This window comes from Nonomuraea mesophila (assembly GCF_004352805.1).
Lineage (GTDB): Bacteria > Actinomycetota > Actinomycetes > Streptosporangiales > Streptosporangiaceae > Nonomuraea > Nonomuraea longispora.
Window position 1 is genome coordinate 13597 of sequence record NZ_SMLD01000084.1, and the last position, 26628, is coordinate 40224.

Annotated in this window: 27 protein-coding genes, 1 tRNA gene and 2 pseudogenes; 12 read left to right on the plus strand and 18 right to left on the minus strand. The window is 68.6% G+C overall.

From position 1 onward, the window contains the following. Positions 1–8 precede the first annotated feature (8 nt). On the minus strand, positions 9–839 hold the full coding sequence (locus E1295_RS27620; protein WP_132634178.1) for an alpha/beta fold hydrolase: 831 nt from the start codon (positions 837–839) through the stop codon (positions 9–11). A 61-nt stretch (positions 840–900) separates the two neighbouring features. Between E1295_RS27620 and E1295_RS27625 the strand changes: the two genes are divergently transcribed. After that, positions 901–1494, plus strand: a complete 594-nt coding sequence (locus E1295_RS27625) for a CGNR zinc finger domain-containing protein (RefSeq protein ID WP_166427439.1) — start codon at positions 901–903, stop codon at positions 1492–1494. Between the two features lie 125 nt (positions 1495–1619). Next, entirely contained in the window at positions 1620–2198 is a 579-nt protein-coding gene (locus tag E1295_RS27630; RefSeq protein ID WP_132634180.1) for a dihydrofolate reductase family protein, read from the plus strand. Here E1295_RS27630 and E1295_RS27635 read toward each other — a convergent pair. Then, positions 2180–2668: a helix-turn-helix domain-containing protein gene (locus tag E1295_RS27635; protein ID WP_132634182.1), complete on the minus strand. Its 489-nt coding sequence runs from the start codon at positions 2666–2668 to the stop codon at positions 2180–2182. The two genes, E1295_RS27630 and E1295_RS27635, sit on opposite strands and share 19 nt — an antisense overlap. A gap of 566 nt (positions 2669–3234) precedes the next feature. Further along, entirely contained in the window at positions 3235–3966 is a 732-nt protein-coding gene (locus E1295_RS27640) for a DUF7873 family protein (protein WP_132634184.1), read from the minus strand. 166 nt (positions 3967–4132) lie between these two features. Here E1295_RS27640 and E1295_RS27645 point away from each other — a divergent pair, with 166 nt between their 5' ends. Beyond that, positions 4133–5194, plus strand: coding sequence for a serine hydrolase domain-containing protein (locus E1295_RS27645; RefSeq protein ID WP_132634186.1), 1062 nt, complete (start codon positions 4133–4135; stop codon positions 5192–5194). Between the two features lie 78 nt (positions 5195–5272). Here the strand turns inward: E1295_RS27645 and E1295_RS27650 are convergent, their stop codons facing one another. Together E1295_RS27650 and E1295_RS27655 are read right to left on the minus strand one after the other, a co-directional pair. After that, on the minus strand, positions 5273–6466 hold the full coding sequence (locus tag E1295_RS27650) for an FxsB family cyclophane-forming radical SAM/SPASM peptide maturase (protein WP_246080416.1): 1194 nt from the start codon (positions 6464–6466) through the stop codon (positions 5273–5275). Between the two features lie 59 nt (positions 6467–6525). Further along, positions 6526–6750, minus strand: a complete 225-nt coding sequence (locus E1295_RS27655) for a hypothetical protein (RefSeq protein WP_132337067.1) — start codon at positions 6748–6750, stop codon at positions 6526–6528. A gap of 544 nt (positions 6751–7294) precedes the next feature. Between E1295_RS27655 and E1295_RS27660 the strand changes: the two genes are divergently transcribed. Further along, positions 7295–10054 carry a helix-turn-helix transcriptional regulator gene (locus E1295_RS27660; protein ID WP_281284775.1) on the plus strand — a complete coding sequence of 920 codons (2760 nt, stop codon included), beginning with the start codon at positions 7295–7297 and terminating at the stop codon, positions 10052–10054. Between the two features lie 248 nt (positions 10055–10302). Here E1295_RS27660 and E1295_RS27665 read toward each other — a convergent pair whose 3' ends face one another. The 3 genes from E1295_RS27665 to E1295_RS27675 all read right to left on the minus strand — a co-directional run bounded on the left by E1295_RS27665 (position 10303) and on the right by E1295_RS27675 (position 13814). Further along, positions 10303–11307, minus strand: a complete 1005-nt coding sequence (locus tag E1295_RS27665) for a hypothetical protein (protein WP_132634190.1) — start codon at positions 11305–11307, stop codon at positions 10303–10305. Next, positions 11304–11825, minus strand: a complete 522-nt coding sequence (locus E1295_RS27670; protein ID WP_132634192.1) for an RNA polymerase sigma factor — start codon at positions 11823–11825, stop codon at positions 11304–11306. The genes E1295_RS27665 and E1295_RS27670 overlap by 4 nt, the downstream gene beginning before the upstream one ends. Before the next feature lie 699 nt (positions 11826–12524). Next, a complete protein-coding gene (locus E1295_RS27675) occupies positions 12525–13814 on the minus strand; it encodes an NsdA family TPR-like regulatory protein (RefSeq protein ID WP_132634194.1) in 1290 nt (429 codons plus the stop codon). Positions 13815–14156: 342 nt separating this feature from the next. Between E1295_RS27675 and E1295_RS27680 the strand changes: the two genes are divergently transcribed. The 4 genes and pseudogenes from E1295_RS27680 to E1295_RS52555 all read left to right on the plus strand — a co-directional run. After that, positions 14157–14438 carry a hypothetical protein gene (locus tag E1295_RS27680; RefSeq protein ID WP_132634196.1) on the plus strand — a complete coding sequence of 94 codons (282 nt, stop codon included), beginning with the start codon at positions 14157–14159 and terminating at the stop codon, positions 14436–14438. Positions 14439–14545: 107 nt separating this feature from the next. Next, positions 14546–14755: pseudogene (locus tag E1295_RS52545) on the plus strand (GntR family transcriptional regulator); the annotation flags it as partial. Between the two features lie 130 nt (positions 14756–14885). Then, a complete protein-coding gene (locus E1295_RS52550) occupies positions 14886–15656 on the plus strand; it encodes a UTRA domain-containing protein (RefSeq protein WP_166427441.1) in 771 nt (256 codons plus the stop codon). A gap of 102 nt (positions 15657–15758) precedes the next feature. After that, positions 15759–15911, plus strand: a pseudogene (locus tag E1295_RS52555) (tyrosine-type recombinase/integrase); the annotation flags it as partial. A 166-nt stretch (positions 15912–16077) separates the two neighbouring features. On the opposite strand, the gene E1295_RS27700 reads toward E1295_RS52555, so the two are convergent. Next, a tRNA-Ser gene (locus E1295_RS27700) sits at positions 16078–16166 on the minus strand. Between the two features lie 176 nt (positions 16167–16342). Next, positions 16343–16903 (minus strand): YceI family protein, encoded by a 561-nt coding sequence (locus E1295_RS27705; protein ID WP_132634200.1) that lies wholly within the window; start codon positions 16901–16903, stop codon positions 16343–16345. A gap of 96 nt (positions 16904–16999) precedes the next feature. On the opposite strand from E1295_RS27705, the gene E1295_RS27710 reads away from it, so the two are divergent. Further along, a complete protein-coding gene (locus E1295_RS27710; protein ID WP_220448913.1) occupies positions 17000–17494 on the plus strand; it encodes a MarR family winged helix-turn-helix transcriptional regulator in 495 nt (164 codons plus the stop codon). Here the strand turns inward: E1295_RS27710 and E1295_RS27715 are convergent. Beyond that, positions 17486–17980: a SigE family RNA polymerase sigma factor gene (locus E1295_RS27715; protein ID WP_132634202.1), complete on the minus strand. Its 495-nt coding sequence runs from the start codon at positions 17978–17980 to the stop codon at positions 17486–17488. The two genes, E1295_RS27710 and E1295_RS27715, sit on opposite strands and share 9 nt — an antisense overlap. Before the next feature lie 216 nt (positions 17981–18196). Between E1295_RS27715 and E1295_RS27720 the strand changes: the two genes are divergently transcribed. Together E1295_RS27720 and E1295_RS27725 are read left to right on the plus strand one after the other, a co-directional pair. Continuing rightward, positions 18197–19135: a hypothetical protein gene (locus E1295_RS27720; protein WP_132634204.1), complete on the plus strand. Its 939-nt coding sequence runs from the start codon at positions 18197–18199 to the stop codon at positions 19133–19135. 5 nt (positions 19136–19140) lie between these two features. Then, positions 19141–19932: a MauE/DoxX family redox-associated membrane protein gene (locus E1295_RS27725; protein WP_246080417.1), complete on the plus strand. Its 792-nt coding sequence runs from the start codon at positions 19141–19143 to the stop codon at positions 19930–19932. A gap of 103 nt (positions 19933–20035) precedes the next feature. Here the strand turns inward: E1295_RS27725 and E1295_RS27730 are convergent, their stop codons facing one another. Beyond that, positions 20036–21217 carry an ATP-binding protein gene (locus tag E1295_RS27730; protein ID WP_132634208.1) on the minus strand — a complete coding sequence of 394 codons (1182 nt, stop codon included), beginning with the start codon at positions 21215–21217 and terminating at the stop codon, positions 20036–20038. Positions 21218–21529: 312 nt separating this feature from the next. On the opposite strand from E1295_RS27730, the gene E1295_RS27735 reads away from it, so the two are divergent. Beyond that, entirely contained in the window at positions 21530–21988 is a 459-nt protein-coding gene (locus E1295_RS27735; RefSeq protein WP_132634210.1) for a MaoC family dehydratase, read from the plus strand. Between the two features lie 12 nt (positions 21989–22000). Here E1295_RS27735 and E1295_RS27740 read toward each other — a convergent pair whose 3' ends face one another. The 6 genes from E1295_RS27740 to E1295_RS27765 all read right to left on the minus strand — a co-directional run. Continuing rightward, positions 22001–22237, minus strand: coding sequence for a hypothetical protein (locus E1295_RS27740; RefSeq protein WP_132634212.1), 237 nt, complete (start codon positions 22235–22237; stop codon positions 22001–22003). After that, positions 22234–23778: a radical SAM protein gene (locus tag E1295_RS27745; RefSeq protein WP_132634214.1), complete on the minus strand. Its 1545-nt coding sequence runs from the start codon at positions 23776–23778 to the stop codon at positions 22234–22236. Before E1295_RS27745 ends, E1295_RS27740 begins: the two co-directional genes overlap by 4 nt. Beyond that, positions 23775–24506 carry a prolipoprotein diacylglyceryl transferase gene (locus tag E1295_RS27750; protein ID WP_132634216.1) on the minus strand — a complete coding sequence of 244 codons (732 nt, stop codon included), beginning with the start codon at positions 24504–24506 and terminating at the stop codon, positions 23775–23777. The genes E1295_RS27745 and E1295_RS27750 overlap by 4 nt, the downstream gene beginning before the upstream one ends. Before the next feature lie 3 nt (positions 24507–24509). After that, a complete protein-coding gene (locus tag E1295_RS27755) occupies positions 24510–24944 on the minus strand; it encodes a hypothetical protein (RefSeq protein ID WP_132634218.1) in 435 nt (144 codons plus the stop codon). A gap of 85 nt (positions 24945–25029) precedes the next feature. Next, the gene (locus tag E1295_RS27760) at positions 25030–25659 is read right to left on the minus strand and encodes a response regulator (protein WP_132634220.1); all 630 of its coding nucleotides are present in this window, start codon (positions 25657–25659) and stop codon (positions 25030–25032) included. 28 nt (positions 25660–25687) lie between these two features. Continuing rightward, on the minus strand, positions 25688–26628 hold a 941-nt coding region (locus E1295_RS27765), incomplete at its 5' end, for a sensor histidine kinase (RefSeq protein WP_132634222.1).

Sequence of the window (26628 nt, forward strand, 5' to 3'; positions counted from 1 at the left end):
GTCCCCGCTCAGTCACCGAGGAACCCCAGGAGCGCCTGCGCGGTGTCGTACGGGTTGTCCTCGGGCAGGAAGTGGCCCGCCTCCGGGATCACGGTCAGCCGGGCGCCGGGGATCGCGGCGGCGAGACGGGCGGCGGTGGCCGGGGGGAGCCACTGGTCGTGCTCGCCCCACAACACCTGCGTCGGAGTGGTGATCTCGGGCAGCCTGGCCTCCAGGTCGCGGGTGTCGTCGTCGCTCACGGCCACGACCTGATCGATCCAGCGCCGCTGCCCGGCGGCCCCGTCCCATGGGGCCAGGTAGGCGCCCGCGACGGCCTCGGACATGGGCCGGTGGGTGGCGGTGCGCAACCGCGGCCGGATGAGGTCGGCGAAGACCTGCTCGGGCATGGTCCGGTAGACGTCGGCGTGGGCCCGCATGTGGTGGGTGAACGGCGTCAGCCACGGGCTGAGGACGGCGGCGTCGAGCAGCGCGAGCCGGCGGGCGGGCACTCCGTGCACCAGATGGGCCCGCAGCACGGTGGCCCCGCCTATGTCGTGCCCGACCAGGGCGGGCTCGCCGAGCTCCCAGTGCCTGACGAGCTCGGCGAGCGTGCGGGCCTGCAGGTCGATCGACGGTACGGCGCCCTGGGCGAGCCGGGAGTCGCCGTAGCCGAGCAGGTCCCACACATGTACGGCGTGCTCGCGAGCCAGGACGGGCACGACCTCGCGCCACAGGAAGGACGAGGCCGGGGTGCCGTGGACGAGGATCACGGGCGGTCCCTGGCCGAAGACGTCGGCGGCGACCTCGCCACCGGTCACGCGGATCCGGTGACGAAGCCGCCATGCGGTGTGCGTACTCATGCCCACCTCTCATGTAAGGGATATAGTTAGCTTATTCCGGTTACAGTAGAGGAGGTAAGGCTTGAAGGCAACTTTTACCGGTTACGCGTGGGCGGCCGGGGTGGCGACAGACCTGGTCAACACCTCACCGGAGGTGCGGAGCGCAGGCGAGATGCTGCCCGACCCGGCGGCGCTCGCCCGGTTCCTGGCCGACCACGACCTTCACTCCGGCGGCCGCACCCCGTCCCACGACGACCTCGGCCAGGTGCTCGCCCTCCGCCAGGAGGTCCGCGCCATCCTCGAATCGACCGACGAGGACCACGTCGCCGAGCAGGCCGGCGCACTCGTCGGAAGGGCGGGCATCGGCCCCGGCCTCCACCGCGACGCCGACGGCAGGTGGCAGTGGCACGTCGTGACCGCTCCGGAGGTCTCCCTCGCCGACGAACTGGCCGTACTCATCGGGGTGGGCCTCCTGGCCGTGCTGAGGACCCTGAGCCACGACCGCTTCCGCCACTGCGCCTCCCCCGTGTGCAACGGCATGTTCGTCGACACGAGCCGCGCGGGCCGGCGCCGCTACTGCATGCCCGACCTCTGCGGCAACCGCCTCAACGTCGCCAACCACCGCGCCCGCCACCCGGTCCCCGACGCCGGGAAAGAGGGTCCCTCAGCCACCTAGGACGCGCCGGCGGCGGTGTTCAGATACGAGTTTCCGAACCAGTTGTCGTTTCCGGCCAAGACGGCAACCGCGGCCTCGATCTAGCGTGGACCCGGCAACATGCCCGAGCACAAGGAGACAGCACAGTGCGTAACTTGGTCTACACCGGTTTCATGTCGCTCGACGGCGTCGTTGACTCGCCTGGGGGCGGGCCGGGAGAAGAACACCGCAGCGGCGGATGGGTGTTCAAGGACCTCGACTTCGTCCCCGAAGCCTGGTCACTGAAGGGTGAGGAACTCGCCGACACGACGGCGCTGATGTTCGGCCGTCGCAGCTACGAGGCGTTCGCGGCGGTATGGCCCGGCTCGGAGGACCACGCCGGCTACAAGGAGCTGCCCAAGTATGTGGTGTCGACCACGCTGCCGGACGACGCCATCGTCAACGGGTGGGGGCCCACCACGATCCTGCGCTCGACCGAGGACGTCGCGGCGCTCAAGGAGAGTGAGGGCGGCGCCATCTTCATCCACGGGAGCGCGGAGCTGGCTGGGCGGCTGTCAGACGCGGGCCTGATCGACCAGTACAACCTGCTCGTCTTTCCCGTGCTGCTCGGTGCCGGGAAGAGCCTGTTCGGCCGGGCCGACCGAGACAAGTACATGCTGACTCTACGGGAGTCGGAGAGCTACTCGAACGGGATCCTGAAGCTGGTCTACGACGTCAAACGCTGATTCAGGTCGAGGGCGATCGCGCCGCCGGCGCCCTCGCGCAGTTGCCTGATGGTGCGTCCGACGTAGGAGCGTAAGGCGCGGGCCAGGTGCGGCTCGTCGAAGTAGTCGAGCTTGGCAACGACGTCAGCGGCCGGGTCGCCGCCAGCCAGCAGTTGCGCCGCCGTGCGGGCGCGCTCGATGCGACGGACGGTGCCCTGCGTCAGTCCAGTTGCGGCGCGGAACCGGCGTTCGGCCGTGCGCACCGAGACGGCCGGACGGTGACCCCGCAGCACCTCGACGCTGAGCAGGTCACGGACCACGATCCCGGTCCGGACGAGACCTTCGACCAGAGCCTCGGCGTCGTCGGGGCCGGGCGTCTCCCAGCGCGTGCCGTCCAGCCGGAACGTCCGGCGCGAGGTGTCGGGGAGTTGAACCGCAGCCCCGCGGGGGAAGGATACGTCGCTTTGCGTTCGCCGCGGCTGCCCGGCCATGCGGCTTTCACTCAACCAAGCTTCGGCCTCGACCGCTTGACCTGACCAGGCGAACGCGGTCGCAGGCCTACCGGCCCGTAGAGGTCCCGCCTTGTCGCGGGGGAATACTCACCGCGAGACGGCACCCCGCACACCTTGCATTCACTTGTGTTGCCTCGACAATGCCGCCACACCCCGGCTTGCGAGCGACCCCCGGGAAATGCCCTGAATCCCGGGGGTCTGTGAGCCGTCATGTCGTGCACCAGCAGCGTTCAAAAGTGAAGGTTCGAACTTTACGCCGTCGCGCTCTGCCGTTAAGCCATGGGTGCACGTGGAGCACCCAGCGGGATTCGAACCCGCATCTCGACGATCACTGCCTCACCCGATCGAACCGGTGTCCGACGGCAATGCTGAATCTGGAGCGAGAGTCTGAGTCTGAACGGCTGCCTCTGCCATCTGGGCCACCTCGGCTCGCAGTGCCGGGGGAAGGGATCGAACCTTCGCTGTCACCGTTGATCAGGCTGAGCTTCATCTTCAGCTTGCGCTCCTCGCGCACCCGCCCCCGGAGGGACGGGAGTCTTCGCAGACTACCCGAACAGGTAGCCGAACAGGGCGTCGCCGATCCGCCGGTCGACGACCTCGATGCCGTTGGCCTCCTCCCGGGCGTACTTCACCGCGTCCTGCAGCTTGGTCAGCCGGTCCAGCAGCTCGTTGACGCGCCGCTGCGGGACGGCGCCGGAGAAGGTGACCTTCGTCCAGTAACCGACCACCACGTCTTCCGTGAACACCTGCACCTGTGCGGGGTGATGCTCGGTCGCCTCGGCGAGCACGTGGTTGCGCGGCACCTTCTTGGTACGGGTCGTCTTGACGGGTTCGGTGCGCCACGTGTCGGTGTTCGCGTCCAGCGTCCACGTCTCCGACGGGTCCAGCGTGGGCAGCTTGGAGATCAGCGTACGCAGGTCGACGAGCTGCTTCTCCAGAAACAGCAGGTACGTGACCGGCACGTCCTCCAGCAGGACCCGCCCGTCCACCACGACGTCGGCCTTGGCCGAGCAGTTCGCGACGTCCTTGGTGGCGGTGACGTCGAACAGCCGCGTCAGGGCGTCCGCCGCGTCCTTGACGACGTCCTCGACCTTCACCTGCACCCTGGTCGATTCCGGCGGCAACTGCTCGCCTTCGTCGTCGATCGGCTGGTAGGTACGCGAGATGCCCGACAGCAGCGGCGCCTTCTGCACCGTGTGGTGAACGTCCGACACCCTGCGCTGGACGTCGGCCTTGACGCCCTTCTCGACGGCGAGGATCTGGTTGAGCATGGTCACCGCACGAATGTAGCGCCCCAGAGTGGCGCACAACACCGAATATCTGGCCAACAGCACCGGTGTGGACGTCCTGCTCGCGGCGCCGTTGACCGGCAGTCGGAAACGGCGCCGAAACATCCTCGGGTGCATAAAAGAGCTCACGAACCCGCACTTCGGAGGAAACATCGTGAAACGTACGACGGCCGCCGGTGTGGCCTCCCTGGCCTGCGCCACGCTGCTGACCAGCCCCGCCACCGCCTCAGCGGCCGCCCGGCCCGAGATCGGGGACGTGCAGCAGGTCATGGACGAGCTCGCCAAGGACACCGCCGTGGTGGGCGTCATCGGCGAGATGTTCTACGACGGCAAGCGCATCGGCCGCGGCTCGGCCGGCTCCCGCCTGATCGGCGGCAAGGGCGGGAAGATCCCCTCAGACTCCCGTTACCGGGCCTGGTCCCTCACCAAGGGAATGACCTCCGCCGTGATCTCCCAGCTGGTCGAGGAGGGCAAGCTCGCATTCGACGACAAGCTCGGCGACCTTCTGCCGTGGGTGGTGGAGAAGGACCTGGTGCTGCGGGCCGACGAGATCACCGTGGATCATCTGCTCAAGCACACCTCCGGCATCCCCGACTTCGGCGGAAAGCTCGGCCTCTTCGACCTCACCTACCACTCACCGATCGACCTGCTGAAAACCTCACGTGGACTGCCGCGCGAGCAGGATCCGGGCGAGAAGTTCTCCTACTCCAGCACCGGCTACGTACTGCTCGGCCTGATCATCGAGGAGAAGACCCGCAGCAGCCTGGACCAGGCGTTCGCCAAGAGGCTGTGGAAGCCGTTGGGCATGACCAGCACCTATCTGCCCGCCAAGCCCGATCATCGCATCAAGGGCCCGCACGGACACGGCTACTACCCTGATGAGAAGGGCAGGCTGCGCGACACCGACCGGCAGAACGCCACCAACGCGTGGGCGGCGGGCAGCGTCATCTCCACCGCGAAGGACCTCGCCGCGTTCCAGCGGGCCCAGGCCAAGAACCGGCCCCCGCAGGAGCAGCCCGGCACGTGCCTGGCCAGCGCCCCTCGCGGGTCGGGTCCCGGGTCCCTCGCCCAGGTTTTCACCACGCAGGACGGACGCCTCCAGCTGGCCGTCAACACCACCCTGAAGGTGGCCAACCACACCGCCGACGGCTACGCGGACAAGGTCACCCAGGCCGCGGAGAAGCTACTCTGTTCCACACCCGACATCCGCGGATGACTCGCTCAGGTGGGGTCTCCCCCATCTGATCGCGGCGCGGCGACCCCTTAGCGACGATCAGGTTACGCTCTTCAGCGTTCAGGAGGCGCGTGACCGCAGATCCGCCCGGACCCGCTGATGTATGTGCGTTATCAGCTTGAACAGGTCCGGGCAGTACACCGACGGGTTGAGGTACCCGGTGTCCTCGCGGTAGCGGTGGGCGTAGTAACCGCCGCCGCACACCCTCGCCACCGGACAGCTCAGACAGGTGTCGCACAGCGCGGCCGCCCCTGCCTGACGTGCCGCCATGCCCGGGTGCTCCAGTGCCCGGTCGAAGGGATGGTCGAAAACGTTCGTCCCGGTCCCGGCAGCACCCTCGTACCCCGACTTCAGCGTGTCCACCTGCTCGATGGTCCCGTCGGTCTCCACCACGACCAGGACGTTCGGCGACAGCCCCACGGAGTCCACCCTGCTCTGCCCACCGAGCACCAGCTGGATGATCGACTCGAAGAACCGCACGCTCGTCTCCTGCCGGGGCGCGCCGTACCAGCGCTCGAACACGGCGATCAGCCAGTCCGCGTACGGCGTCGCATCCGCTCCGGCCGCGCGCAGTGGCGGCGGCGTGGACCAGGTGCCGTCCGGCAGCAGGAAGTCGACGACCGGCGGCTCGAACTCCAGCAGCGACTCGTACACCTCCACCGGATCGTTCGCCACATCGACCACGCAGTACAGATGCGAGAACAACTCCCGGTACGGCTCGGCCCGCAGCCGCCGCAGCCCGGCGGTCACCTCGGCGTGGCTGCCACGGCCGCCGGCGTGACGGCGGTGCCTGTCATGCGCCCGCGCACCCCCATCGAGGCTGACGCCGACCGCGATGCCCTCGGCCAGCAGTACGTCCAGCACCTCGCCGGTCAGCAGCGTGCCGTTGGTCTGCAGCCGGAAGCTGAGCTCGGTTCCGGACGGGAGCGCGGCGCGGACGCTGCGTGCGGCATGGGCGACGGCTTCGCGTCCGGCCAGCAGCGGCTCGCCGCCGTGGAAGACGACGTTGACGTACTCGACGCCATGCGTGACCACATGCTCCGCGATGCGGAAGGCGGCGCGCTCCACCGTGGCCGGGTCCATTTTCCGCGGACGGTCCCGCCACGACTGGTCGGCCATCTCGTAGACATAGCAGTAGTCGCAGGCCAGGTTGCACCAGCCGTGCAGCTTGAGCGAGAACTGCTGGAACGGCGCGGGTCGCCAGGCCCCGCTGTCGCGGGCAGCCGCGCTCCACTCCTCGGTGGGCCACATCATGAGGGTCCCTTCGGCGCTGGACGGGCGCGGTGGTCGGCCGCGCCCGCTTTCTTCCGGACCTAGCGGTTGTGCCTGCCGGCCAGGATCTTGGCCTCGGGCTCGGCCGTCGCGCGGATGGCCAGGGCGTTGTCCAGGACGGATGAGGCGGTCGAGACGACTTCGGCCGCGGTCTCGGTCGCGGCCTGCGCGATCAGCGGGGCCTGCGGGGCGAGCGCGAGCGACGCCGCGGCTGCCAGCGCAGCCACGATCCGCGTGTTCTGACTCTCGGCGTGCGTAGCGTCCATAAGAATCCTCCTTTGTCGGAACGACTGTCGGTTCTGCAGATCAACACCACACGATGGCTGGACACTCGTGGACAGGTTCTCGGCGGCTCGCGGTACGCGCCCTGATGCACAGTTCCTTCCTTTGAGAGGTTCCAGGGGCGGCGAGCATGATCCAAGACTGGCGGGCCCGTTCCGGCCACGCATCCGTCACATGACTGGACATCGGTCCTGAGCGCCCGCTTCTGAGCCGGGTCACGAGCCCGCGCGACGCCAGGCCCGCTCCCCGGAGTCACGGCTCTCACCGGCGGGTTCGACGCACGGGAAGAGGCCGGGTGTCACATTTCTCGGCCTGGGCGAGTCGATTGTCATGAACGGCGAAACGGAGAGACGTGACAGATGACCGAGCAGAATGCGTGGCCCGCCCAGCGCAGAGACCGGGTGAGGGGTGATCTCGGCCGCGTCGCCGTCCCCTCCGCTCCGTCCGCACGGGCCTGTCCCCGACGTGGATGCTCATTCGTCAACCGCATGTGAGCTGAGCGGGCTCGACGACCTTTCGGGACTCCCTGTGGCTGAAATCTACGGAAGAAGTACGGAGAGGGCTGTCATCGACGAGGTGCTGGCTCGCGCGCGCGCCGGCGACAGCGGGGTCGTGGTGGTGCGAGGTGAGGCGGGAATCGGCAAGACGGCGCTGCTGGAGTACGCCGCGGCCGGCGCCGCCACGGACATGCGGGTGCTGCGCGGTGCGGGCATCGAATCGGAGACGAAGCTGCCGTTCTCAGGACTGCATCTGCTGCTCGCTCCCGTGCTGCACCTGCGGAACAAGCTCCCGGGGCCGCAGTCCGAGGCGTTGGGCGCGGCGTTCGGTCTGGTCGACCAGGCCAGGAGTGACCGGTTCCTGCTCGGGCTGGCCACCCTGTCGCTGCTGGGCGAGGTGGCGGCGGCGGAACCCCTGCTCGTGCTGGTCGATGACACGCAATGGCTGGACCAGTGCTCGGCTGCGGTGCTGTCGTGGGTTGCGCGCCGGTTGCGCGCCGAGGGCGTCGCGTTGCTTCTCGCCGTACGAGACGGGTACCCGACGCCCGCGGAGGGCGTACCGGACGTACGGGACCTGCGGCTGACGGCCCTGGACCGGGGCTCCAGCGCCATGCTGCTGGGGGACCTGGCCGGTCACGTCAAAGACCACCTTCTGGCCGAGGCTCAGGGCAACCCGCTCGCCCTGCTGGAACTCTCGGCCGCCCTCACGCCCGAGCAGCGTGCCGGTGAACTGCCCAGCGCCACGTTCCACCTCCACCACGGCCCCATGTCCGGGCAACTGGAATCGGCCTTCGCCCAGCGGGTCAGAGCGCTGCCCGAGCGAACCCGATCGCTGCTGCTCGCCGCAGCGGCTGACGACAGCGGCGATCTGCACCTCGTGCTCACGGCGGGCCGACGGTTGGGCGCCGACGTCGCCGACCTGGAGCCGGCCGAGGACGACCGGATGGTCCACATCTGCGGTGACCGGTTGAGATTCACCCACCCGCTCTTCCGCGCCGCCGCCTACCGTTCGTCGTCGCTGCAGGCCCGCCTGGCCGCTCATGCCGCGCTGGCGGAGGCGTTCGGGGAGGGCGGCATGGCCGACCGAAGCGCCTGGCACCGCGCCGCCGCCGTACACGGCGCGGACGAGAGCGTGGCCGCGGAGATGGAGCGCACCGCCGAGAACGCTCGCGCCAGGGGCGGTCACGCAGCGGTGGCCACCGCGTATCACCGAGCCGCCCAGCTCACATCCGACCTGGGGCAGCGCGCCCGGCGCCTGGACGCGGCGGCACAGGCCGCACTCGATGCGGGGATGACCTCCTTCGCGACCCACCTGGCCGATCGTGCCTGGCCGATCGCGCGTGACCCGATGGTCCGCGCCGGTCTGGCGATGGTCCGCGCGGCCATCGCCCAGGAGCAGGACTTGCGGGCCCGGCCGGAGGAGACGGTCGAGGCGGCCGCCGGGCTCGCGAAGCAGGCTCCTGACACCGCCGCCACCATGCTCCTCTTCGCACTGATCAGCGCCTGGAGCGGTGGCGAGCCGTACCAGCTGCCCCAGCTCGCCGCCAGTACGGCCATCGTGCCCCGCTCGTCACCCATGCTGGCCGAGGTCACCGCGGCGATCGCTCACCTCGCCGACGAGCGATGGGCGCAGGCCGTCCCCCACATCAGATCGCTCGTCCACGAGATCTCCAGCACCGCGAACCTGGCTACCTGGCAGCGCATCACCGTGCAGTGGTGGTTCCTGTGGCTCGCCGACATCCACGCGGGCCAGGAGGGCGCGGTGGTCCTGGCCGACCGATGCCAGGCCCAGGGCAACATCGGTCTGCTGCCCCGCGCCCTGCTGCATCTGGCGCGCACCCAGTTGCTCCTGGGCCGGCACCGGGACGTGCTGTCCACCAGCGAGGAGGGCCTGCGCGTCGCAGCCCACACCGAACAGCCCCATTTCGTCGGCCACCACGCCGGACTGCTGGCCTGCGTGGCGGCGATCGAGGGCGACCAGGCACGGTGTGCCGAGTTGACCGAGGACATCCTCGCCGACGGTGTGAGCGAGCGCGGCATCGAATGCGTGTATGCACGCGCGCTGCTGGACCTGGGAAACGGACAGTACGAGGCGGTGCTGCGCCGCCTCGCGCGGGTTCCCCAAGCTCTGATGCGCCACCATCCGGCCATCGATCACAGCCTCGGCACCGCCACTCTCGTGGAGGCTGCGGTCCGTCAGGGCCACCCCACCCTCGCCGTAGCCCCTCTCGCCCGGCTGCGGCGATGGGCGCACGCTACGGGCCAGCCGTGGACCGTGGCCATCGCGGCACGATGTCAGGCCCAGCTTGCCGACGGCGAGGAGGCCGAACGGCACTACGAGCAGGCCATACGCCTGCACCGGCAGGACGATGCCTACCCCTTCGAAGCGGCCCGCACCCATCTGCTCTACGGCGAGTTCCTGCGCCGCAGGCGGCAGCGCAACCGGGCTCGCCCGCTTCTGCGGTCCGCGCTCGACATCTTCGAACAACTCGGCGCGGCCCCCTGGATCGACCGCGTCCGCGCCGAGCTGCGCGCCACCGGCGAGACCTCCCAGCCCAAGGAGCGGACGTCTGGACTGCTGGACCGGCTCACCTCGCAGGAGCTGCAGGTCGTCAGGCTGGCCGCGGCCGGGCTCAGCAACGCCGACATCGCGGCCCGCTTGTATCTCAGCCCTCGCACCGTCGGCTATCACCTGTACAAGGCCTATCCCAAACTCGGCATCAGCTCGCGCAACGACCTGGCCCGCATGGACCTCGACCCGGACGATCCCGACAACTCCGGTCTGAGCTAGCATCCGCCGATGTCCTACCTCGTCGCAGCTTTCCCGGTGTGCGTGGCTGCTGCCCTGACAGCGCTGGTCCTTGCCCGCCGCCGTCTGACGATCGTGAGCCGCCCCGGGTTCGTTGGAGGCCCTGACACCTGGAAGGGTGAGGGACCATGGCACCCCCGAGGAAGTACTCCGTTGAGCTGCGTGATCGTGCGGTTCGGTTGGTCTTTGAGTTGCGTGAGCAGAGCGGTGAGCGGACCGGTGCACGTGTTCTAGAGCCGGGCCGTACAGCCTACGCATTTGGCAGGCGGCACCGGCCGCACATCGCTCCAGCCCGCCTTCCTGACGATTTCGGCGCTCCAGGCGACGCCCTCAGGAGTCAGCCGTTGCCTCCCGAGCAATTGGCCAGTCCCGCGGTCGATCACGATCTGTCCCTCCTTGGATTGGAGCGCCAGCCCGTCGAGCCCGAACGTCCCCGGAATGTCGTCGACCACCTTGATGCCCGGCGCCTTCGCCAGGAGAAGGTAGGCGGCGGCCCTGGTGCCAGGCGTCGCCGGCGAGTTGATGAGCCGCGAGGCGACCGCCGCGAGCCATGACTCGCGCCCGGCGGCCACCCTGGGGTTGTAGCTTTCCAGCAGCCGTGCCCTGAGCGCCGCCGGCTCCTTGGGGAGGTGCCGCAGTTCCGTCAGCGTCGGCTCCAGCCCATCGGCGAGCTCCAGCCCCAGATCCAGGTCCGTCGAGGAATATGCGGGCATGTTCTTGTCGCACCCCCGCGCGGGGCACAGCCGGGGGGAGCCGTCCTGCCGCCACGCTTTCAGACCCTCGGCCGTGTACGGCTTGGACGAGATCGGCTCGTGCCAGCCGTAGACCTGGCGGTCAGGTCCGAAGGCGAGGACGTCCATGGCCCGTTCCTCGACCTTGTAGTCATCGCCGCCCTTCGTCCGCATGATCTGCTCGGTGTCCCGTCGCCAGAAGCGGCCCTTCGCCTCGGGCGTCGCCGCCAGCTCGGCTGCCGCGGCTTCCAGCTTCTGCATGGGTGTGACCGCGACCGGCTCCATCGCAGGTCGAGGTACGAGGGCCACTACCGCGCCGACGATGAGCGCGACGGCCGCCGCGACGAGCGCCATCCCCGTCCACGACCTCCTGCCCGCCCGCACCCTGGGCGCAGGCGGTACCCGGGTGGCCGCGAGTACCCGCATGCGCGCCGCCTCCATCTGGTCGGCCGACGGGGGCGGCACATCGGGCATCACCGAGTCGATGACCTGGAACTCGTTCATCCCAACACCTCACGCAGCTTGGTCCTGGCCCTGCTCAACCGGGACGCGACCGTCCCCGAAGCGACCCCGAGCGCCGCCGCCACCTCGTCGTAGCCCAGCCCGCCGTACGCGATGAGCAGCACCACGTCGCGCTCCCCCTTTGACAACCGCGCCAGCGCCCCAGCCAGTCGGTCGACCGACACGCTCGCGCTGAGCCTGTCCACGATCCGCTGGTCGTGTCCTTCGTCGTCAGGCGGTGGGCCTGTCCGGGCCATGGCGCGGTACTTGCGTACCTCGGCGCGCCGGTGGCGGCCGATGAGATTGGTGGCGATGCCGTACAGCCACGGCCTGACTCCGCCCACGGCCGAGTCGAAGCGTTCACGTCGCCTGAAGGCGATGAGGAACGTCTCCGCGGCGAGGTCCTCGGCCACGTCGGGGTCGAGCCTGCGCCCGATGTAGCGCCGGATCTCCTCGTAATGGGCTTCGAAGACGGCCTCGAAGATGTCGGGAGCAGTGATCACACCCTTGTTTGCCCGCAAGCGTACGATCCTTCCAGGCAATCTCGAGTAGTTGACGCGGAGAGACTGTATCCGGGCACAAGCCCGAGATCGTGCCGGCCGTCCACCGGGACCAAGATTGGCCACCCATCTGGAGTTTCGATGGCCGCTGCCCAGGATCGGGCTGTCCGCGTATCAGGAGAACAGCATGTCCGCCAACACCTTCGCTCGGGCACGGACCGCGACAACCCTGCTCGGTGAGCCGTGCTGAGGAACGAAGCACGGATCGTCGATCGCCCCCGGCCGTCCACGGCGACTGGCCATGCAGTGGCGATCGTAAGAGCTGCATCTGTGCGGCGGCGCGGCAACCGCGGTCGGTGCGTTCCCTCAGTACGGCGGGGGCCGGCGTGCTGTGCCCGGCCCGGTGTCCCGCCGCCGTCCGGGACTCCTCTGTTTTGAGTCTGCGTAGTAAGCAGCTTGCTCCACAAAGACGACCTGGCTTGCGCGAAGTGCATGAGCAACCTTCAGCTCAAGCGGATACCCCTGCTTTTCTATCCATTCGAGAATTCTTTCCTCGGACTTCAGGCCGACCAAGCTATTTCGTTTGCGATCTTCGCGCTGCACTGTAAAAGTCGGCCATGGTCCCGCAAGAGGCACGCAGGATGTCAGCCTTCAACGTTTCAGCCATGGTCAGCATGTCAGTGATTCGGTCATTAGGCTTGCTCGCGTATATGAGCAGTATCAATCGAGCAGTTCAGGATGACGACTAGTCAGAGCTCGACGAGCAGTGACGAAGCGTTCATGAAAGTCATTGGCGAGAGCTTCTCGGCGGAAACGTTGTCGTAGGGCGCGGTCGAGGTCTCCGGCCCGGTTGACGAGGTCGGTGAGGGATCGGCGGTCGATGTCGAAGGCGGCCATGCCTTGCTCTACTGCTGCGTCGAGGTCGCCGCGTCGGGCGTGGATGATGCCGAGGTCGATGTGCGCGTCGGCGACGCGCATGGGGGCGTTGCTGGTGCCGTCTGGGCGGGTGTGCATCTGGATGGTTTCGCGGGCGTGTTCCTCGGCGCGGTCGTTGTCGGCGAGCCAGGTGTAGCAGGTGGCGGCGTAGAAGACCCACTTGGCGTGGTCGAAGACGAAGTGGTGGTCCGGGTGTTCCGGGATGGTGAGTTGGCCGAGGACGTCGGCTCCGCGGGTGAGGGCTCGGTCGGCTTCGCGGCGGTCGCCGATGCGGGCCAGGCCGCGGGCTTCTTGGAGGGTGAGTTGGACCATGGCGCTGGATTGGCCGGCGACGGCTTGGCCCATGCGGGCGGCGGTGACGACGTCTTCGTAGCGGCCTTCGACCAGGGCGAACCAGGCGGACATCTCGTGTGCCCAGCCCATGAGTTCGCCGTGTCCAACTTGGCGGCCCATTTCGAAGGCTGCTCGGCGGGCGGTTTCTGCTTCCTCGCGTTCTCCGAGGTCGTAGTGCACGCAGCCGAGCAGGGCGGTGAGCCAGCCGGTAACGACGAGCAGTTCGCGGTGCTGGTCGAGGGTGAGTCGTCCGCTGAGCAGCCGGTTGACTTGGGCGAGGCGTTTCTGGGTGCGGTCTCGGAGGGTGGCGGCCGGGACTACGGGGTAGGCGCGGCACAGCAGGTTGACGGCTTCGGCGAGGGCTTCGAGGGTGCCGGTGCCGACGTCGGATGCCTGGAGTTGCTGGGCGAGTTCCATGGTGCCGTACAGGTCGGCTTCGGCGCGTAGGGCGTCCATCGGCGGCATGAAAGAAGCCTCGACAAGGCGGCTCGCTCGCTTGTTTTGGGAGAACCCCAATGCCTTCGGTTGTAGCCCGGTCAGTTGGGTGAGTGCCAGCCGGTAGGGCGTGCGTGGCCAGCGCACTTCTCCTGCTTCCCAGCGCCGGATGCGTTCCTCGTCACAGGTAAGGCGTTCCGAAATACCGATGGGTGTGCGGTTGATTCGGTCGGCCATTTCCGCGCGGGTGAGCCGCTTTTCGTTACGCCACGCACGAAGTTGGACATTGGGAATGTTCTCGGGCATCTGCGGGGCTTCCTCCCACCTGGGGGCTCAAGAGGGGGATCAAAGGGGATCGTTCGGGGGTGCTGCCTGCCTTCATTTGCCGGTGGACTTGCCATCAACCAACAAGGTACGTGAAGCGGCCTCCCGATACAGGGAACGCCGGATGAATCGAGGAGATGGCGACGGTGACCCGGCCAGATGAGAACAGCGAGAGCATACCTTGCCCCGCATGCCGGGGACGCGGATTCAAGCTGCGCGCTTCGCGACGCGCGCTTCTCATCCGCGACCGCGAGAACGAATGAGATTGCGAGGGGGAACGGCGGTGTCTCGACTGCCCCGGAGGCCGGGCGAAGGGAGCGGGAGATGAATTCGATTATGCAGGCGGCTTTGAACGGCTTCGGGCAGCAGGACGAGGCGCACGCCCTCATCCGGCTGCACGACCAGCTCGCCAGGCGGGGTGTGCATGCCGTGCTGCGGGACAACAACAGCGCTCTGATGGTGCACCGGGCTGAGCCTGGGATGCCGGTGTGGGTGTTCGTCGGGTACGGCGGCGCCTACTACTCCTGGCAGAACGCGGAGAAGCGGCACCCGGTCGCGGACGTCGAGGGCGCTGCGGACGTCTTGGCGGAGTACATCGCCAAGTAGCAAGCGGGCGCGGCGGGGTGGTGATGCCCCGTGCAGAGAGGTGCGGGGCAGGTCCTTCCCCATCTCGTCGTGCCTTTTCACCAGGCAGGTGGTCGCGTTTCATGTCCATGGAGGGTCGCCCCCCGTGCCCTCCGCCGGCCACCTGCCGGGCCTTCGCCTGCACGTCGGTGGAACGTGTGGACGAGCGGGCTGAACCCGGGTTACTACCAATTAGCGAGCACCAGCTCATCCAGGAGTTCGGCGTGTCCCGGCCCACGGTGGTCGCGGCGCTGCGGGTGCTGCGTGAGCAGGGCTGGATCGAGTCGCAGCAGGGCAAGGGCCGGTTCGTACGCGGCCGTCCCGCGATGGCGTCGGTGGAGTCCAACCGTCCCGGACAGGCGTACCTGACCAGCCCGGAGACCGGCAACCCTGGTGAGCTGGTCGAGGCCGGCGCGGTGAGCCTGCCGGGTGGCGGCGCTGCTGAAGACGGCGCCCACGAGCAAAGCGTTCCTGCGCCGGCGGGTGGTGCTGCGGGATGGCGAGTCGAGTCAGCTGGTCTCGTTGTGGCTGCCGCCGGAGTTGTCGGAGGGCATCGACCTGACCAGTGGCGAGCCGTTGCCGCAGGGCATTCGGGAGCATCTGACGATGCGCAAGGGGGTGCGCTTCGATCACATCGTGGAGCAGATCACCGCGCGCATGCCCACCGCCCAGGAGACCATGCAGCTCGGCATGCCGAAGAACGTGCCGTTGCTGGCGGTGTTCGGCGCGGTCCGTGACGCCTCTGGTCGTCCGCTGGCCGTGGTCGAGGTGCTGCTTCCGGCCGACCGGCACGAGTACGGCTCTGCAAGGCCCCCGTCACCTTCGCCATGGTCGGCCCGCACGGCTGCTACGTCGTCGGCGAGGTCGAGCCCGTCAAGGACTTCGACGCCTCCGCCAACGGCCGGACCGCCGTCCCCGATGCCGGGGGCTGCCGTTCACGCTGGTCGAGTTCGACGGCATCACCGTCACCCCGTACGTCAACGCCGCGCGCGTGCGGCGAGAAGTGGCATCGCCGCCCCCGCCAGAAGAAGTGCAAGATCCACAGACATGGACTGCCGTGCGAGCCGGTCTGTTCCAAGCCGGGCCAGGTCTGCTACAAGCTCCCCTGCCTCAAGGGCTGTGTTCGCCGCGCGGACAAGTGCCCCAAGCGACACAGCGGCGGCGTGGTCTTCCGGCAACGCAAGGGCAGGAGCAAACTGACCCTTCAGTGCCCGCTCGAACTCCTCGCCCAACTCAAGGCGCACCGAGATACAGAACGCCGAAGGGGAGAAGGCCGGCGATCGATGGCAGGATCATGACCTGGTGTTCGCGACCAAGCTCGGCACCCCCATCGAGCGCACCGAGGACCGGAAGCTCTGGCAAGCGATACTCAAGCAGGCCCACGTTCGGGACGTCCGGGTCCACGACGCGCGGCATACCGCCGCGACTCTCCTCATCGAGCAGGGAGTGAACATCAGAGTCGTACAGCAGGTTCTCGGTCACACCCGCGTGACGACCACCGAGCGCTACACCCGTCCCCCTCTGGGGAGACTTGTAGCCGTTGCAACTAAGCCTGCAACTATGACGGTTCTGGAGATCAAGAAGGCCCTCTCCCCAACGAAGGGAGAGGGCCTTTCACCTGCGGAGGATCGGGGATTTGAACCCCGGATGGTGTTGCCACCAAACCGCATTAGCAGTGCGGCGCCATAGACCTGACTAGGCGAATCCTCCTGGAAGCCACCGCGGCTCAGCACAGCGTACCGGCCTTCCGGCGAGGCGGCAAAGCGATTCGTCGCCCGGCTTCGCCAAGAGTTATCAACAGCCTGTGGGTAACTGTCTGTGGATGAAGCCCGTCCACAGCGTGGACGGGCTTCAGGGCTGTGGATAACCGTAACGCATGGGCCGCGTCAGGCAGGGTTCGCTTCGCCCTCGATCTCGATCTTGACCTTCTTGCCCACGAGCACCCCGCCCGTCTCCAGGGTCTGGTTCCAGGTCAGGCCGAACTCCTCGCGGTCGATCTCCGTGGTGATCGAGAAGCCCCAGACGGCCTGGCCCCACGGGTTCGTGCCGACGCCGCCGTACTCGACCTTGAGCTCGACCTCCTTGGTGACGTCGCGGATGGTCAGGTCGCCGACGACGGTGAACTCGTCGTCCTTGTGGCCGACCACGCGGGTGCTCCTGAAGGTGATCTCCGGGTACTTCTCGACGGACAGGAAGTCGTCGCCGCGGAGGTGGCCATCACGGTCGGCGACGCTCGTGGAGATGCTCTCGGTCTTGATGGTGAGCGCGGCGGACGACTCCAGCGGGTTGTCGGCGATCGTGACCGAGCCGCTGAAGGAGCCGAACGTGCCGCGGACCTTGCTGACCATCATGTGCTTGACCACGAACCCGATGGTGGTGTGCGCGGCGTCGAGGTTGTACGTGCCGGCGGCGGGGATGGTCAGGGACTCCCAGGTGCGAGTGGTCATCGAAGGTTCTCCTTGGAAGGGGTTCGGTGTCGTTATCTGCGACAACAAATATCTACACGAGGAATATTCCGACCGTCAACTATCGTCGGATAGGGTGTGAGTGTGCTGAACTTCGACGACTCCCGGCTGACGGCCATCGGACTGCTGAGCGAGGTGTACGCGGGACTGATGGCCCGGTTCCAACCTGTCCTGACCGCCGCGGGGTTGTCCGAGATCGACTTCGAGACCCTTATCCGGCTGGCCCGCTCACCCCGGCAGCGGCTGCGGATGAGCGACCTCGCCGCCCAGACCGGCCTGTCCACCAGCGGCGTGACCCGGGTCGTCGACCGGCTCGAACGCGAAGGGCTGGTGTGCCGCGAGGCGTGCCCCACCGACCGCAGGGCCTCCTACGCGGTGCTGACCGACGCCGGGCGCGAGCGGCTGGAGGTCGTGGTGCCGCGGCACCTCCAGGACATCGACGACACCCTCACCGGGCTGCTGAGCAGGTCCGAGCTGGAGGCGTTCCTGGGCAGCCTGCGCAAGATCAGAGCGGTCGTACGCCCCTGCGCCACCGCGGGCGCGCAGGAGATCGAGGAGCGCATCTCATCGTGACGGCAGCAGCGCGCTGCGCAGTTTGGCCATCGCCCGCGACACCGTGCTCTTGACCGTGCCGACGCTGATGCCCAGCGTCCTGGCGATCTCCGGCTCGGTCATGTCCTCGTAGTAGCGCAGCACGATCGCCGCCCGCATCCGCTCGGGCAGTTCCTCCAGCGCCTGTTCGAGCTGCTCGTGCACCTCGCCGCCGCCGACCGACTCGTGCGTGGTCGTCTCGGGCAGGTCGGCCGCGGGATACTCCTCCAGTTTGCGGCGCCGCCACTGCGAGATGTTGATGTTCACCATGGCCCGCCGTACGTAACCGTCGAGTGCCCCTCTGTCCTCGATGCGGTCCCAGGCGAGGTACGTCTTGGTGAGCGCGTTCTGCAGCAGGTCCTCGGCGTCCAGCGGATGCCCGGTGAGCTGGTTGGCGGCACGCAGCAGCGCCGGCCCGCGGGCCAGCACGTACTCGCGGAACTCGTCTTCCCAGCTGGTGGTCTGCATCGTGGCCAGAATCGCAGCCCGATGCCCTATTGGGCCTGAACCGGAATTCAGGTTTCGGCCCGCCCACGACAAAGGTCCGTCAAGGTCGGTGGCGGTTTGTACGCCGCCGGGTGTCTAGTCACTTCCCCGGGGTTGCGTATTTTGCTCTTGTCTGCCCCGGTACGGTGTAAGCCACCCCCAAGTCGTGTGAATCTAGTACCCGACGAGGGAGGGCGCATGGGGTATCCGAGCGTTGAGCGCCGCCGGGTGCTCGCCGCCGCCGTACTGGGCCGCGCGCCGGATCCCGCTCCGGACGACGCGGACCCCTTACGCGCTGTCGCCGGCGAGATCCTGGACGTCAGTCCGCATCTGATCATCATCGAGACCCCCGACGGCGCCGAGGAACGGCTCGTGATCGCGCCGTGGGCCACCGCTTGGCACGGAAAGGACGCGGCGCCGACCGACCTTCCCGTGGGATCCATGGTCCTGATGCGCGCCCTGCGCGACGGGCGCGTGGTCGAGCGGATCTGGGCCGACGCCACGCGCATCACGGGAACGATCCTGTCCGTCCAAGGACGCAGGGATCTGACGGTCGAGCTCGACTGCGGTCCGCACCGCGGCCACCGCACGATCACCATTCCCTACCGGGCTTCAGGACGCCTGCAGGTACGGCATCCCAAGTTCGAACCCGGTTACCTGTTCGACGCCATCGGCATCAGGCAGGACGGCGGAAGCCTGGCGCTGCTGCCCGCCACCTCCCAGCCCCCTTACCCGGCACGGGCCGTTCCCGCGCCGCCGCACGTGCACGGGGGCATGCCGGCCGGCATCTCGGGCACCGCCACCTGGTCCGACACGTTCGACCAGGAGGAGCGGGGCGCGGCCTATCCGATGCTGGAACGTACCGACACGGGCTGCGCGCAGGCGGGGGTGTCGTGCGCCGGGCTGCCGTACCTGTCGGTCGGGTCGCAGCTCCGGGTCACGAACGTGTGCTCCACCCGCTCCGCCGACGTTCCGGTGGTGGCGTGCGGATGCGTGGCCGGGCGGTTCTGCGACCGGTGCGTCGAGTGCGACACCTCGCCGCGCGGGCGGATCGTGGAGTTGTCGCCGTTCTCCTATGTGGAACTCGGCGGGGACCTGGTCAACGGATGCTTCAATGCTCAGATCGGATTGGGGTGACGCACGTGTGGGAATCGCAGCTCCCGCTGCTGGTCGTGCTGCTCGTTCTGGGCACCATGGCCAAGGTGGTCACGGTCCGCCTGGGAGGTGAGCCGGGCGAGCTGGCCAGGCTGGGTCCGGCGGTCCTGGTTCCGGGGCGCCTGCGGGCCCCCGCGCTGCTGGTGTGCGCGGCCGTGGAACTGGTGCTGGCCGCGGGTCTCCTGGCGACCAGCCATACGATCTTCAGGTGGGCCACCGTCGCCTTCTTCGCGATGTCGACGTACGTGCTGCTGGAGCTGCGCAGGCGGCGGCCGGACGCGGGGTGCGGCTGCTTCGGCGAGGTGAGCTCGGCGCCGGTCGGCTGGCGTTCGATCGGCCGGACCGCGGCGTTGACCGGGATCGCCGGGGTGTCGGTGCTGGCGCCGGTGCCCGGCTGGGTGGCCGTGCTGAACCCGTCGTGGCTCACGGCCGCGGGGGTCGCCCTGGTGCTCGTGTTGTCGCCGGAGATCGACGTGCTGATCGCCCGCGCCCGTTTCCGTGCCCCGTGCGAGCAGCGGCGCGGCCCGTCGCAGTCGGCGACGCTCGCCCGGCTCAGGTCGAGTGGCGCCTGGCGCGCCCACCGCGACGGGCTGAGGTCGCCGGAGCCGTACGACAGCTGGCGCGAGCTGTGCTGGCGCTTCTTCGCCTTCCAGAACCAGGACAACGACGACGTCGTCTTCGCCGTCCATCTGAGCGGCAGGCGTCCGGCGGTGCGGATGGCCGTGGTCGGCTCGGAGGGCAGCGAGTCTCTGACGGAATATACGCCGGTATCGGCCTGACGCTAGAGAGCGTTAGATTTCGCTCGACAGGCAGGCTGATATAGCTCTATTGGGCTGTCTAGCTTCCCCACTAGACAGCCCAATAGAGGTCTAGGGGCGTCGCTCAGATCGGTTGAGCGCGCAGGAACTTGCCGAAGTGCGGCACCGTGAACGCGATCAGGCCGCGCTCGGCGCTGTAGATGAGCCCTTTCTTGATGAGGCTGTCGCGGGCGGGAGAGAGGCTGGACGGCTTGCGCCCGAGGGCGTCGGCCACCTCGGCGGTCGCGACCGGCTCGTCGCCGATCTGCGCCATGGCGTGCATGTAGTCGCGCTCGGCAGGGGTGGCCCGCTCGTAGCGGCTGCCGAAGAACCCCACGGCGAGCTCCTCCTCGGCCTCCGGTGCGGAGACCTTGACGTCGTCGATGGTGATCGGGCTGCGCGGCGCGAGATCCCACGCGACCTTGCCGTAGGCCTGGACGAAATAGGGGTAGCCGTCGGCGGCTTCGTAGAGTGCGTCGAGCGCCTCCTGGGTGAACTCCACCTCTTCCTCGCGCGCCGGCAGGATCAGCGCCATGTCGGCGGCGTCGCGGTCGAGCTTGTCGATGCGCGCGTAGCGGAAGAGCCGCTCGGAATAGCTCTTGCTGGCCGACAACACGCTCGGCAGGTGCGGCAGCCCGGCGCCGACCACGATCAGCGGCCCGCCCGTCTGCGACAGCTCGTGGCAGGCGGCGCAGAGCGCGGAGACGTCGGCGGGCTGCACGTCCTGCATCTCGTCGATGAACAGGGCGATGCCCACCGCCAGGTCGGTGGCCACGCCGGCGGCGTCGACGAACAGCTCGGTGAGGTCGATCTCCAGGTCGCCGGAGTCGGCGCGCCCGCGGCTGGCGGGCACCTCGATGCCGGGCGACCAGTGGGAGGTGCCCTTGGCCGCGGACGGATCGCGCATGGCGAACGCCTTCAGCACCCCGAGGAACTCCTCGATGCGCTCGGGCGCGCGGTGGCGCGGGGCCAGCTCGCGGATCGCCATGTGCAGAGCGGCCGCGACCGGCCGCCTGATCGACTGGTCGGGCCGGGCCTCGATCTTGCCCGTGCCCCACAACCGCTGCATGGCCATGGACTTGAACGTGTTGAGCAGGACGGTCTTGCCGACCCCCCGCAGGCCGGTGACGACCATGCTGCGCTCGGGCCGCCCACGGGCCACTCGCTCCAGCACGACCTCGAACTGCTGCAGCTCTCGATCGCGCCCGGCGAGCTCCGGCGGACGCTGCCCGGCGCCGGGAGCATAGGGGTTGCGCACAGGATCCACGCTCTCGGACTCTATTGCCGGATATAGCGGCCGTCTTAGATTTGGGAAGAAAGTGCTACGGCGTGTCCGGACAGGGGGCGGCGCGAGCACCGTCATCGGACACACCCCCTCCCACCAGGCCGAACCCTTGTTCGATTGCGGTATCTAAGACTGTAGCGCGGACTCGAACATCTATGCGATGGTTTTCGAGTAAAGATCTTCGCAACCGCTCGCGGCCGCCGCGGCGACGGTCATGTACGCCGGGCACGCCCCCGCCACGGCGCAGGTGGTGAACTTGGCAGCCGCGCCACCCGCGCAATAGCGTTCGTGACCATGCGGACCTTCGCGAATGTTCAGGAGCTCAAGGCGGCCGTCGGCGAGAAGTTCGGCCCCACCGAGTGGCAGACGGTGACCCAGGACCAGGTCAACCTCTTCGCCGACGCCACCCATGACCACCAGTGGATCCACGTGGACGTCGATCGCGCCAAGGAGGGCCCGTTCGGCGGCACGATCGCCCACGGCTACCTGACCCTGTCGCTGCTGCCGTCGCTCATGTTCGAGCTGGTCAAGGTCGACGGCATCGCCATGGCCGTCAACTTCGGCCTCAACAAGGTCCGCTTCCCCCGGCCGGTCCCCGTCGGCGCGCGCATCAGGGCCGCCGGCGAGCTCTCCGACGTCAAGGGCACGCCCGCCGGCTACCTGTCCACTCTCAAGATGACCATCGAGATCGAGGGCGAGCGACGCGCGGCCTGCGTCGCCGAGGTTCTCATCCTGTACGTACCCGCCGAATAGTCCCGCGGCGGGTCAGAGGATGATCGCCGCGAGCGCCGCCAGGCCGATGAGGGCGAGGTAGGCCAGCACGAGCCGAGTGTCCCTGAGCAGGCACTTGCTCCGGGTCAGCCCGGCTCGCCGCGCCCTCCAATAGCCGGCGAACCCCAGCACGGCGAACCCGAGCACCGCCCACGGCCCGAGCAGCCAGGCCAGCAGCGCCACGGTCGCGTACACGCACAACCGCAGCGGATCGTACGGCTCCTTCTTCATTGCACCACCTCGAACGGAGCCCGGGGCCGCGCGGCCACCGCGGACAACCGCTGCCGCGACAACTGCGGCCAGGCCTGCACGGCGCAGAACGGCGCGCACTGGTCCTGCTCGGCTCGCGTACCCACGTGCACGCAGCACTGCGTGAGCCGTTCCTCGATCATGGTCGTGATGTCCATGAACGGTTTGACCGTGATGCGTACGATCCGCTCCCCCATCATCCTGCGCAACTTCCTGCGCCGGCCGGGCAGGGCCGACGACGCCAGAGTGAGGAGGGTGGAGACGCCGAGATCGCAGTTCTCGCAGATGTTTCGCCACAGGTCGCCGATTTGCGGGTGCGAGAGCGACGACTGCTCCGACAGCAGTCCGAGCAGGGACTCCTGTACGGCCAGCCGCAGCTCGCGCGGGATCTCGGTGTCGGCGATGCGGTTGGAGACCAGGCCCAGGTTCTCCTTGAGCCGGTCGTGCCCGATCAACGCCGTCAGCGAACGCCACTCCTGGGCGTCGTCGCGGATGAGGTAGCCGACCGAGCAGCAGTGCGGGTGGGAGCAGGGCAGCGCCGTCAGGTCGCGCCAGGTGACCAGGCCGCCGGTCTGCGGGCCCAGTCGGCTGAGCACGCCGGTGTGGGTGAGGCGGTCCTCCGGGTCGATGGTGCCCGACCTGCCGGAGCCGAACTGGGGCTGGAGCGACACGCCCCCGACGTAGGGGGTGTCGAGGGCGAGGCGTACGACGTCGCCGATCTCGCCGTCGTTGACGCCGAGGGCGGCGGTCATGACGAGGGTGGTGAAGATCTCGCGTTCGGACAGGCGCTGTACGGCCTGCGCCTTGATGCGGGTCAGGTCGCCGCCCCTGTGGTGTTTGGAGGCCTCGGCGGAACCGTCGTACTGGAGGTAGACCTCGACGCGCTCCCTGTGCTCGGTCAGCAGGTCGAGCAGGGCGTCGTCCCTGGCGATGAGCACGCCGTTCGTGTTGATCAGGATGCGGGTGACCGGGCGGTCCTGGAGCTCGGCGAGGAGCGTGGCGAGTTCGGGGTGGAGGGTCGGCTCGCCGCCGCTCAGCATGAGGACGTCGAGCCTGCCGTTCTCGCGCTGGAGGCGCTGGTCGACGTTGGCGAGGATGTCGCGTACGGGGACGACGCCGGACAGGTCGGGCGAGCTGTCGGCGAAGCAGGTGGGGCAGCGCAGGTTGCAGGCCTCCGCGATGTCCTCGAGCAGGATGCAGGTGTGCTGGGTCTGCGTCTCGGGGAGGCCGTGGAGGTACGCCTCGGGGATCGGGAGGAAGTTCCCCGCCACGTCGGGCATGTGCTGCTTGGTGGGGGCGGTCCATTCTTCGAGGTACGCCAGGATCTCCGGGTCCTCGTCATACAGAGTCCGGATAAATCCGTGTTCGCGGCATCCGCGTTCCAGCCAGACCTTGCCGTCTCGCTCGGCCAGGTAGCCGCTCAGCCGCTCCACCCGATCGAGGTCACGGCCATGACAACGCGGGCAGAACGCATTGACGTACCGGAGAATGCGGTCGCCCCGCAGCCCCATTCCTGCGCTCATGACAGGACCTTCCGCTCGAAAAGGGCATCGTAGTAGCCGCGCCGCCAGCCGTACCCGAGCCTGACCGACAGCAGCAGCACGCCCGGGACCAGGAACCACTGAGGTCTGGTCAGATCCAGCCACACCGTCTCGTTCGCCCTGGTGAACTCGACCAGGAACCGGAAGACGGCGTACGCGGCGACGTACAGGGTGAACAACTCCCCCGGCCGCGTCAGCCGCCTGCGGGCCCACAACAGCGCGGCGAACGCGACCAGCTGGAAGACGATCTCGTAGACGAACGACGGATGCATCGCCTCGCCCGTGAGGCAGCCGGGGCATTCAGGGGTGGTCGGCGGGGCGTGCACGCCCCACGGCAGCTCCGTCGGCCGGCCCGGCGCCTCGGTCAGGTGACAGCCGATCCGCCCCACCGCCATGCCCAGCGCCACCGCCGGGGCGAACAGGTCTCCGGTGCGCTCCCTGTAGCCGATGAGCTTCTTGGCCACCAGGACGCCCACGTACGCGCCGGTCAGACCGCCGAGGATGCTGCGGGAGCCGGACAGCCAGAGGTCCTGCAGGTCGAGCGTCTCCAGCCAGCCCGCCAGGCGCATCCCGACAGCCCCGCCCACCAGCGCCCCGGCGACCGCGATCAGCGACTGCTCGTTGAGCGCGCCACGCCTTCTCGCCTCCCGTACGAAGATCACGGAGGCCACCAGGACGCCCAGACCGACGAAGATCTCATGGAGGGGCATGCTTCAGCCGTACACGCTGGGGTTGAGCCCGGTGCAGATGCCGGCCGTCATGATGGACCAGAGCGCCCACCCGATCATCAGCCCGAGCCCGGTGCCCCTCGCCCAGACCTTTTCGCGCACCAGGCACAGCCCGATGCCCGCCCCCAGGCCGACGAGCGCCAGGACGACCGCGCCGGCGATCACTATGGGGGTGGAGTTCCGCTCGGCGTCGACGGCGGCGAGGAAGACGGCGAACCCGAGGACCGTGTTGATGACGCTGTAGACGATCAGACCGACGAACGCGAACGCGACCAGCACGCCGGTGGAGGCGCCCTGCGAGGGAGGCGGCGGCGGTGGCGGTCCGTACGGTGGGTGCTGGTGGGACGGCGGCCCTTGCGGGGACGGCCCCTGCGGTGGCCCCCACTTCTGCTGCGGCCCCTCGTCACCCGGCGTGCTCACTGACGCTCACCCCCTAGTCGGGATCAGACTAGGAGCAAACGGTTGACATTGGCCAACAAGCGCCACCGAGCAGCCACGCCGCCCTTCACCCCCCTTCGGAGTAGTAGATCGCCGCCTGCACGCGACTCTTCAGGCCCAGTTTGTTCAGCACGCGGCTGACGTGCGTCTTCGTGGTGGCCTGCGCCATGTCGAGCTCCGCGGCGATCTCGGCGTTGGACATGCCCCTCCCGATGCAGGCCAGCACCTCCCGCTCCCGCGGCGTCAGGCTCTCCGGCCCGGGACGCGGCTCCCTGCGCGGCGCCTGCTCCGCGAACGCGGTGATCAACCTGCGCGTGACCCCGGGCGAGATGAGCCCGTCGCCCCGCGCCACCACTCGCACCGCGTCGACCAGCGCATCGGCGTCAGCGTTCTTCAACAGGAAGCCGGCGGCCCCGGCCCGCAGGGCCCCGAAAACATATTCGTCCACGTCGAACGTCGTCAGGATCAGCACATCACACACCCCCGACAGTTCCTTGGCGGCGGAGATGCCGTCGAGCCGGGGCATGCGTACGTCCATCAACACCACATCCGGCCGCGACTCCCTGGCCATCGCCACGGCCTGCTCGCCGTCGGCCGCCTCGCCGACCACCTCGATGTCGTCCGCACCATCGAGGATCAGCACGATCCCGGCCCTTACCGCCGCATGATCGTCGGCCACCAGCACCTTGATGCTCACCCATGCACCTCCACCACGTCACCGCTTCTCACGACCTGTCACCGAGAACCACGGGCAGCACCGCGGCCACCCGCCATCCGTCCCCATGAGGACCTGCCTCGAAGGAGCCCTCGACCAGGGACGCCCGCTCCCGCATCCCGATCAGCCCCGCCCCTGCGCCCGGCAACCGCGCGTCACTCCTCTGGACGGGGTTGCCGACCGTCAACGACACCTGCTCAGGACCGTAGGACACGACGACCTGCACCGGGGAGTCGCCGTGCTTGAGCGCGTTGGTCAGCGCCTCCTGCAGGATGCGGTAGCCCGCCAGATCGACCGCCGCGGGCACCTCACGCGACTCGCCCTCGACCCGGAACTCCACCTCCATGCCCGCCCGCCTGGCCCTGCCGACCAGGGTCTCCGCATCGGCCAGCCGCGGCCGGGTCACCTCTTCCTCGCCGTCGCCCTCATGTCGCAGCAGCCCGATCATGGATCGCATCTCGGCCATGCCTTTCAGGCTGTTCTCGCGTACGGACTCCATGACCTTGCGCACCGTCGCCCGGTCGAGGTCCTTACGCGAGAGCGCGGCCGTGGACTGGATGGCGATGGCGCTGAAGTGGTTGGCGATCATGTCGTGCAGCTCGCGGGCCATCCGGGTGCGCTCGGCCGCCACCGCCGCCTGCCGATCGAGCTCGGCGAGATGCGCCACCTGCTCGGCCCGCTCCCGCTCGGCCGCCGCCCGGTCCCGCTGCTCCCGCACCACCATCGCCGTGGTGACCGGAGTGACCAGCACGAGCCCGGCTTGGATGCCCATGACGGCCGGCACCAGCCAGTCACCTACCACGAACCCCGTCACCGCCCCCACGACGACCGCCAGCACAGCGCAGACCCCCAGCAGCCACCGGGCCAGCCTGGCCGGCCCGTAGAGCGCCGCGGCGTAAAGGTTGTCGGTGAAGATCAGAACCGTGCCCAGTGACGGCCCCACCACCACGT

Excerpts from the sequence above, each read along its gene's own strand:
- E1295_RS27620 (WP_132634178.1), bottom strand. The coding sequence starts at position 839 with ATGAGTACGCACACCGCATGGCGGCTTCGTCACCGGATCCGCGTGACC.
- E1295_RS27635 (WP_132634182.1), bottom strand. The coding sequence starts at position 2,668 with ATGGCCGGGCAGCCGCGGCGAACGCAAAGCGACGTATCCTTCCCCCGC.
- E1295_RS27650 (WP_246080416.1), bottom strand. The coding sequence starts at position 6,466 with ATGATGTGGCCCACCGAGGAGTGGAGCGCGGCTGCCCGCGACAGCGGG.
- E1295_RS27655 (WP_132337067.1), bottom strand. The coding sequence starts at position 6,750 with ATGGACGCTACGCACGCCGAGAGTCAGAACACGCGGATCGTGGCTGCG.
- E1295_RS27665 (WP_132634190.1), bottom strand. The coding sequence starts at position 11,307 with ATGAACGAGTTCCAGGTCATCGACTCGGTGATGCCCGATGTGCCGCCC.
- E1295_RS27675 (WP_132634194.1), bottom strand. The coding sequence starts at position 13,814 with ATGCCCGAGAACATTCCCAATGTCCAACTTCGTGCGTGGCGTAACGAA.
- E1295_RS27680 (WP_132634196.1), top strand. The coding sequence starts at position 14,157 with ATGAATTCGATTATGCAGGCGGCTTTGAACGGCTTCGGGCAGCAGGAC.
- E1295_RS27705 (WP_132634200.1), bottom strand. The coding sequence starts at position 16,903 with ATGACCACTCGCACCTGGGAGTCCCTGACCATCCCCGCCGCCGGCACG.
- E1295_RS27715 (WP_132634202.1), bottom strand. The coding sequence starts at position 17,980 with ATGCAGACCACCAGCTGGGAAGACGAGTTCCGCGAGTACGTGCTGGCC.
- E1295_RS27720 (WP_132634204.1), top strand. The coding sequence starts at position 18,197 with ATGGGGTATCCGAGCGTTGAGCGCCGCCGGGTGCTCGCCGCCGCCGTA.
- E1295_RS27735 (WP_132634210.1), top strand. The coding sequence starts at position 21,530 with ATGCGGACCTTCGCGAATGTTCAGGAGCTCAAGGCGGCCGTCGGCGAG.
- E1295_RS27740 (WP_132634212.1), bottom strand. The coding sequence starts at position 22,237 with ATGAAGAAGGAGCCGTACGATCCGCTGCGGTTGTGCGTGTACGCGACC.
- E1295_RS27745 (WP_132634214.1), bottom strand. The coding sequence starts at position 23,778 with ATGAGCGCAGGAATGGGGCTGCGGGGCGACCGCATTCTCCGGTACGTC.
- E1295_RS27750 (WP_132634216.1), bottom strand. The coding sequence starts at position 24,506 with ATGCCCCTCCATGAGATCTTCGTCGGTCTGGGCGTCCTGGTGGCCTCC.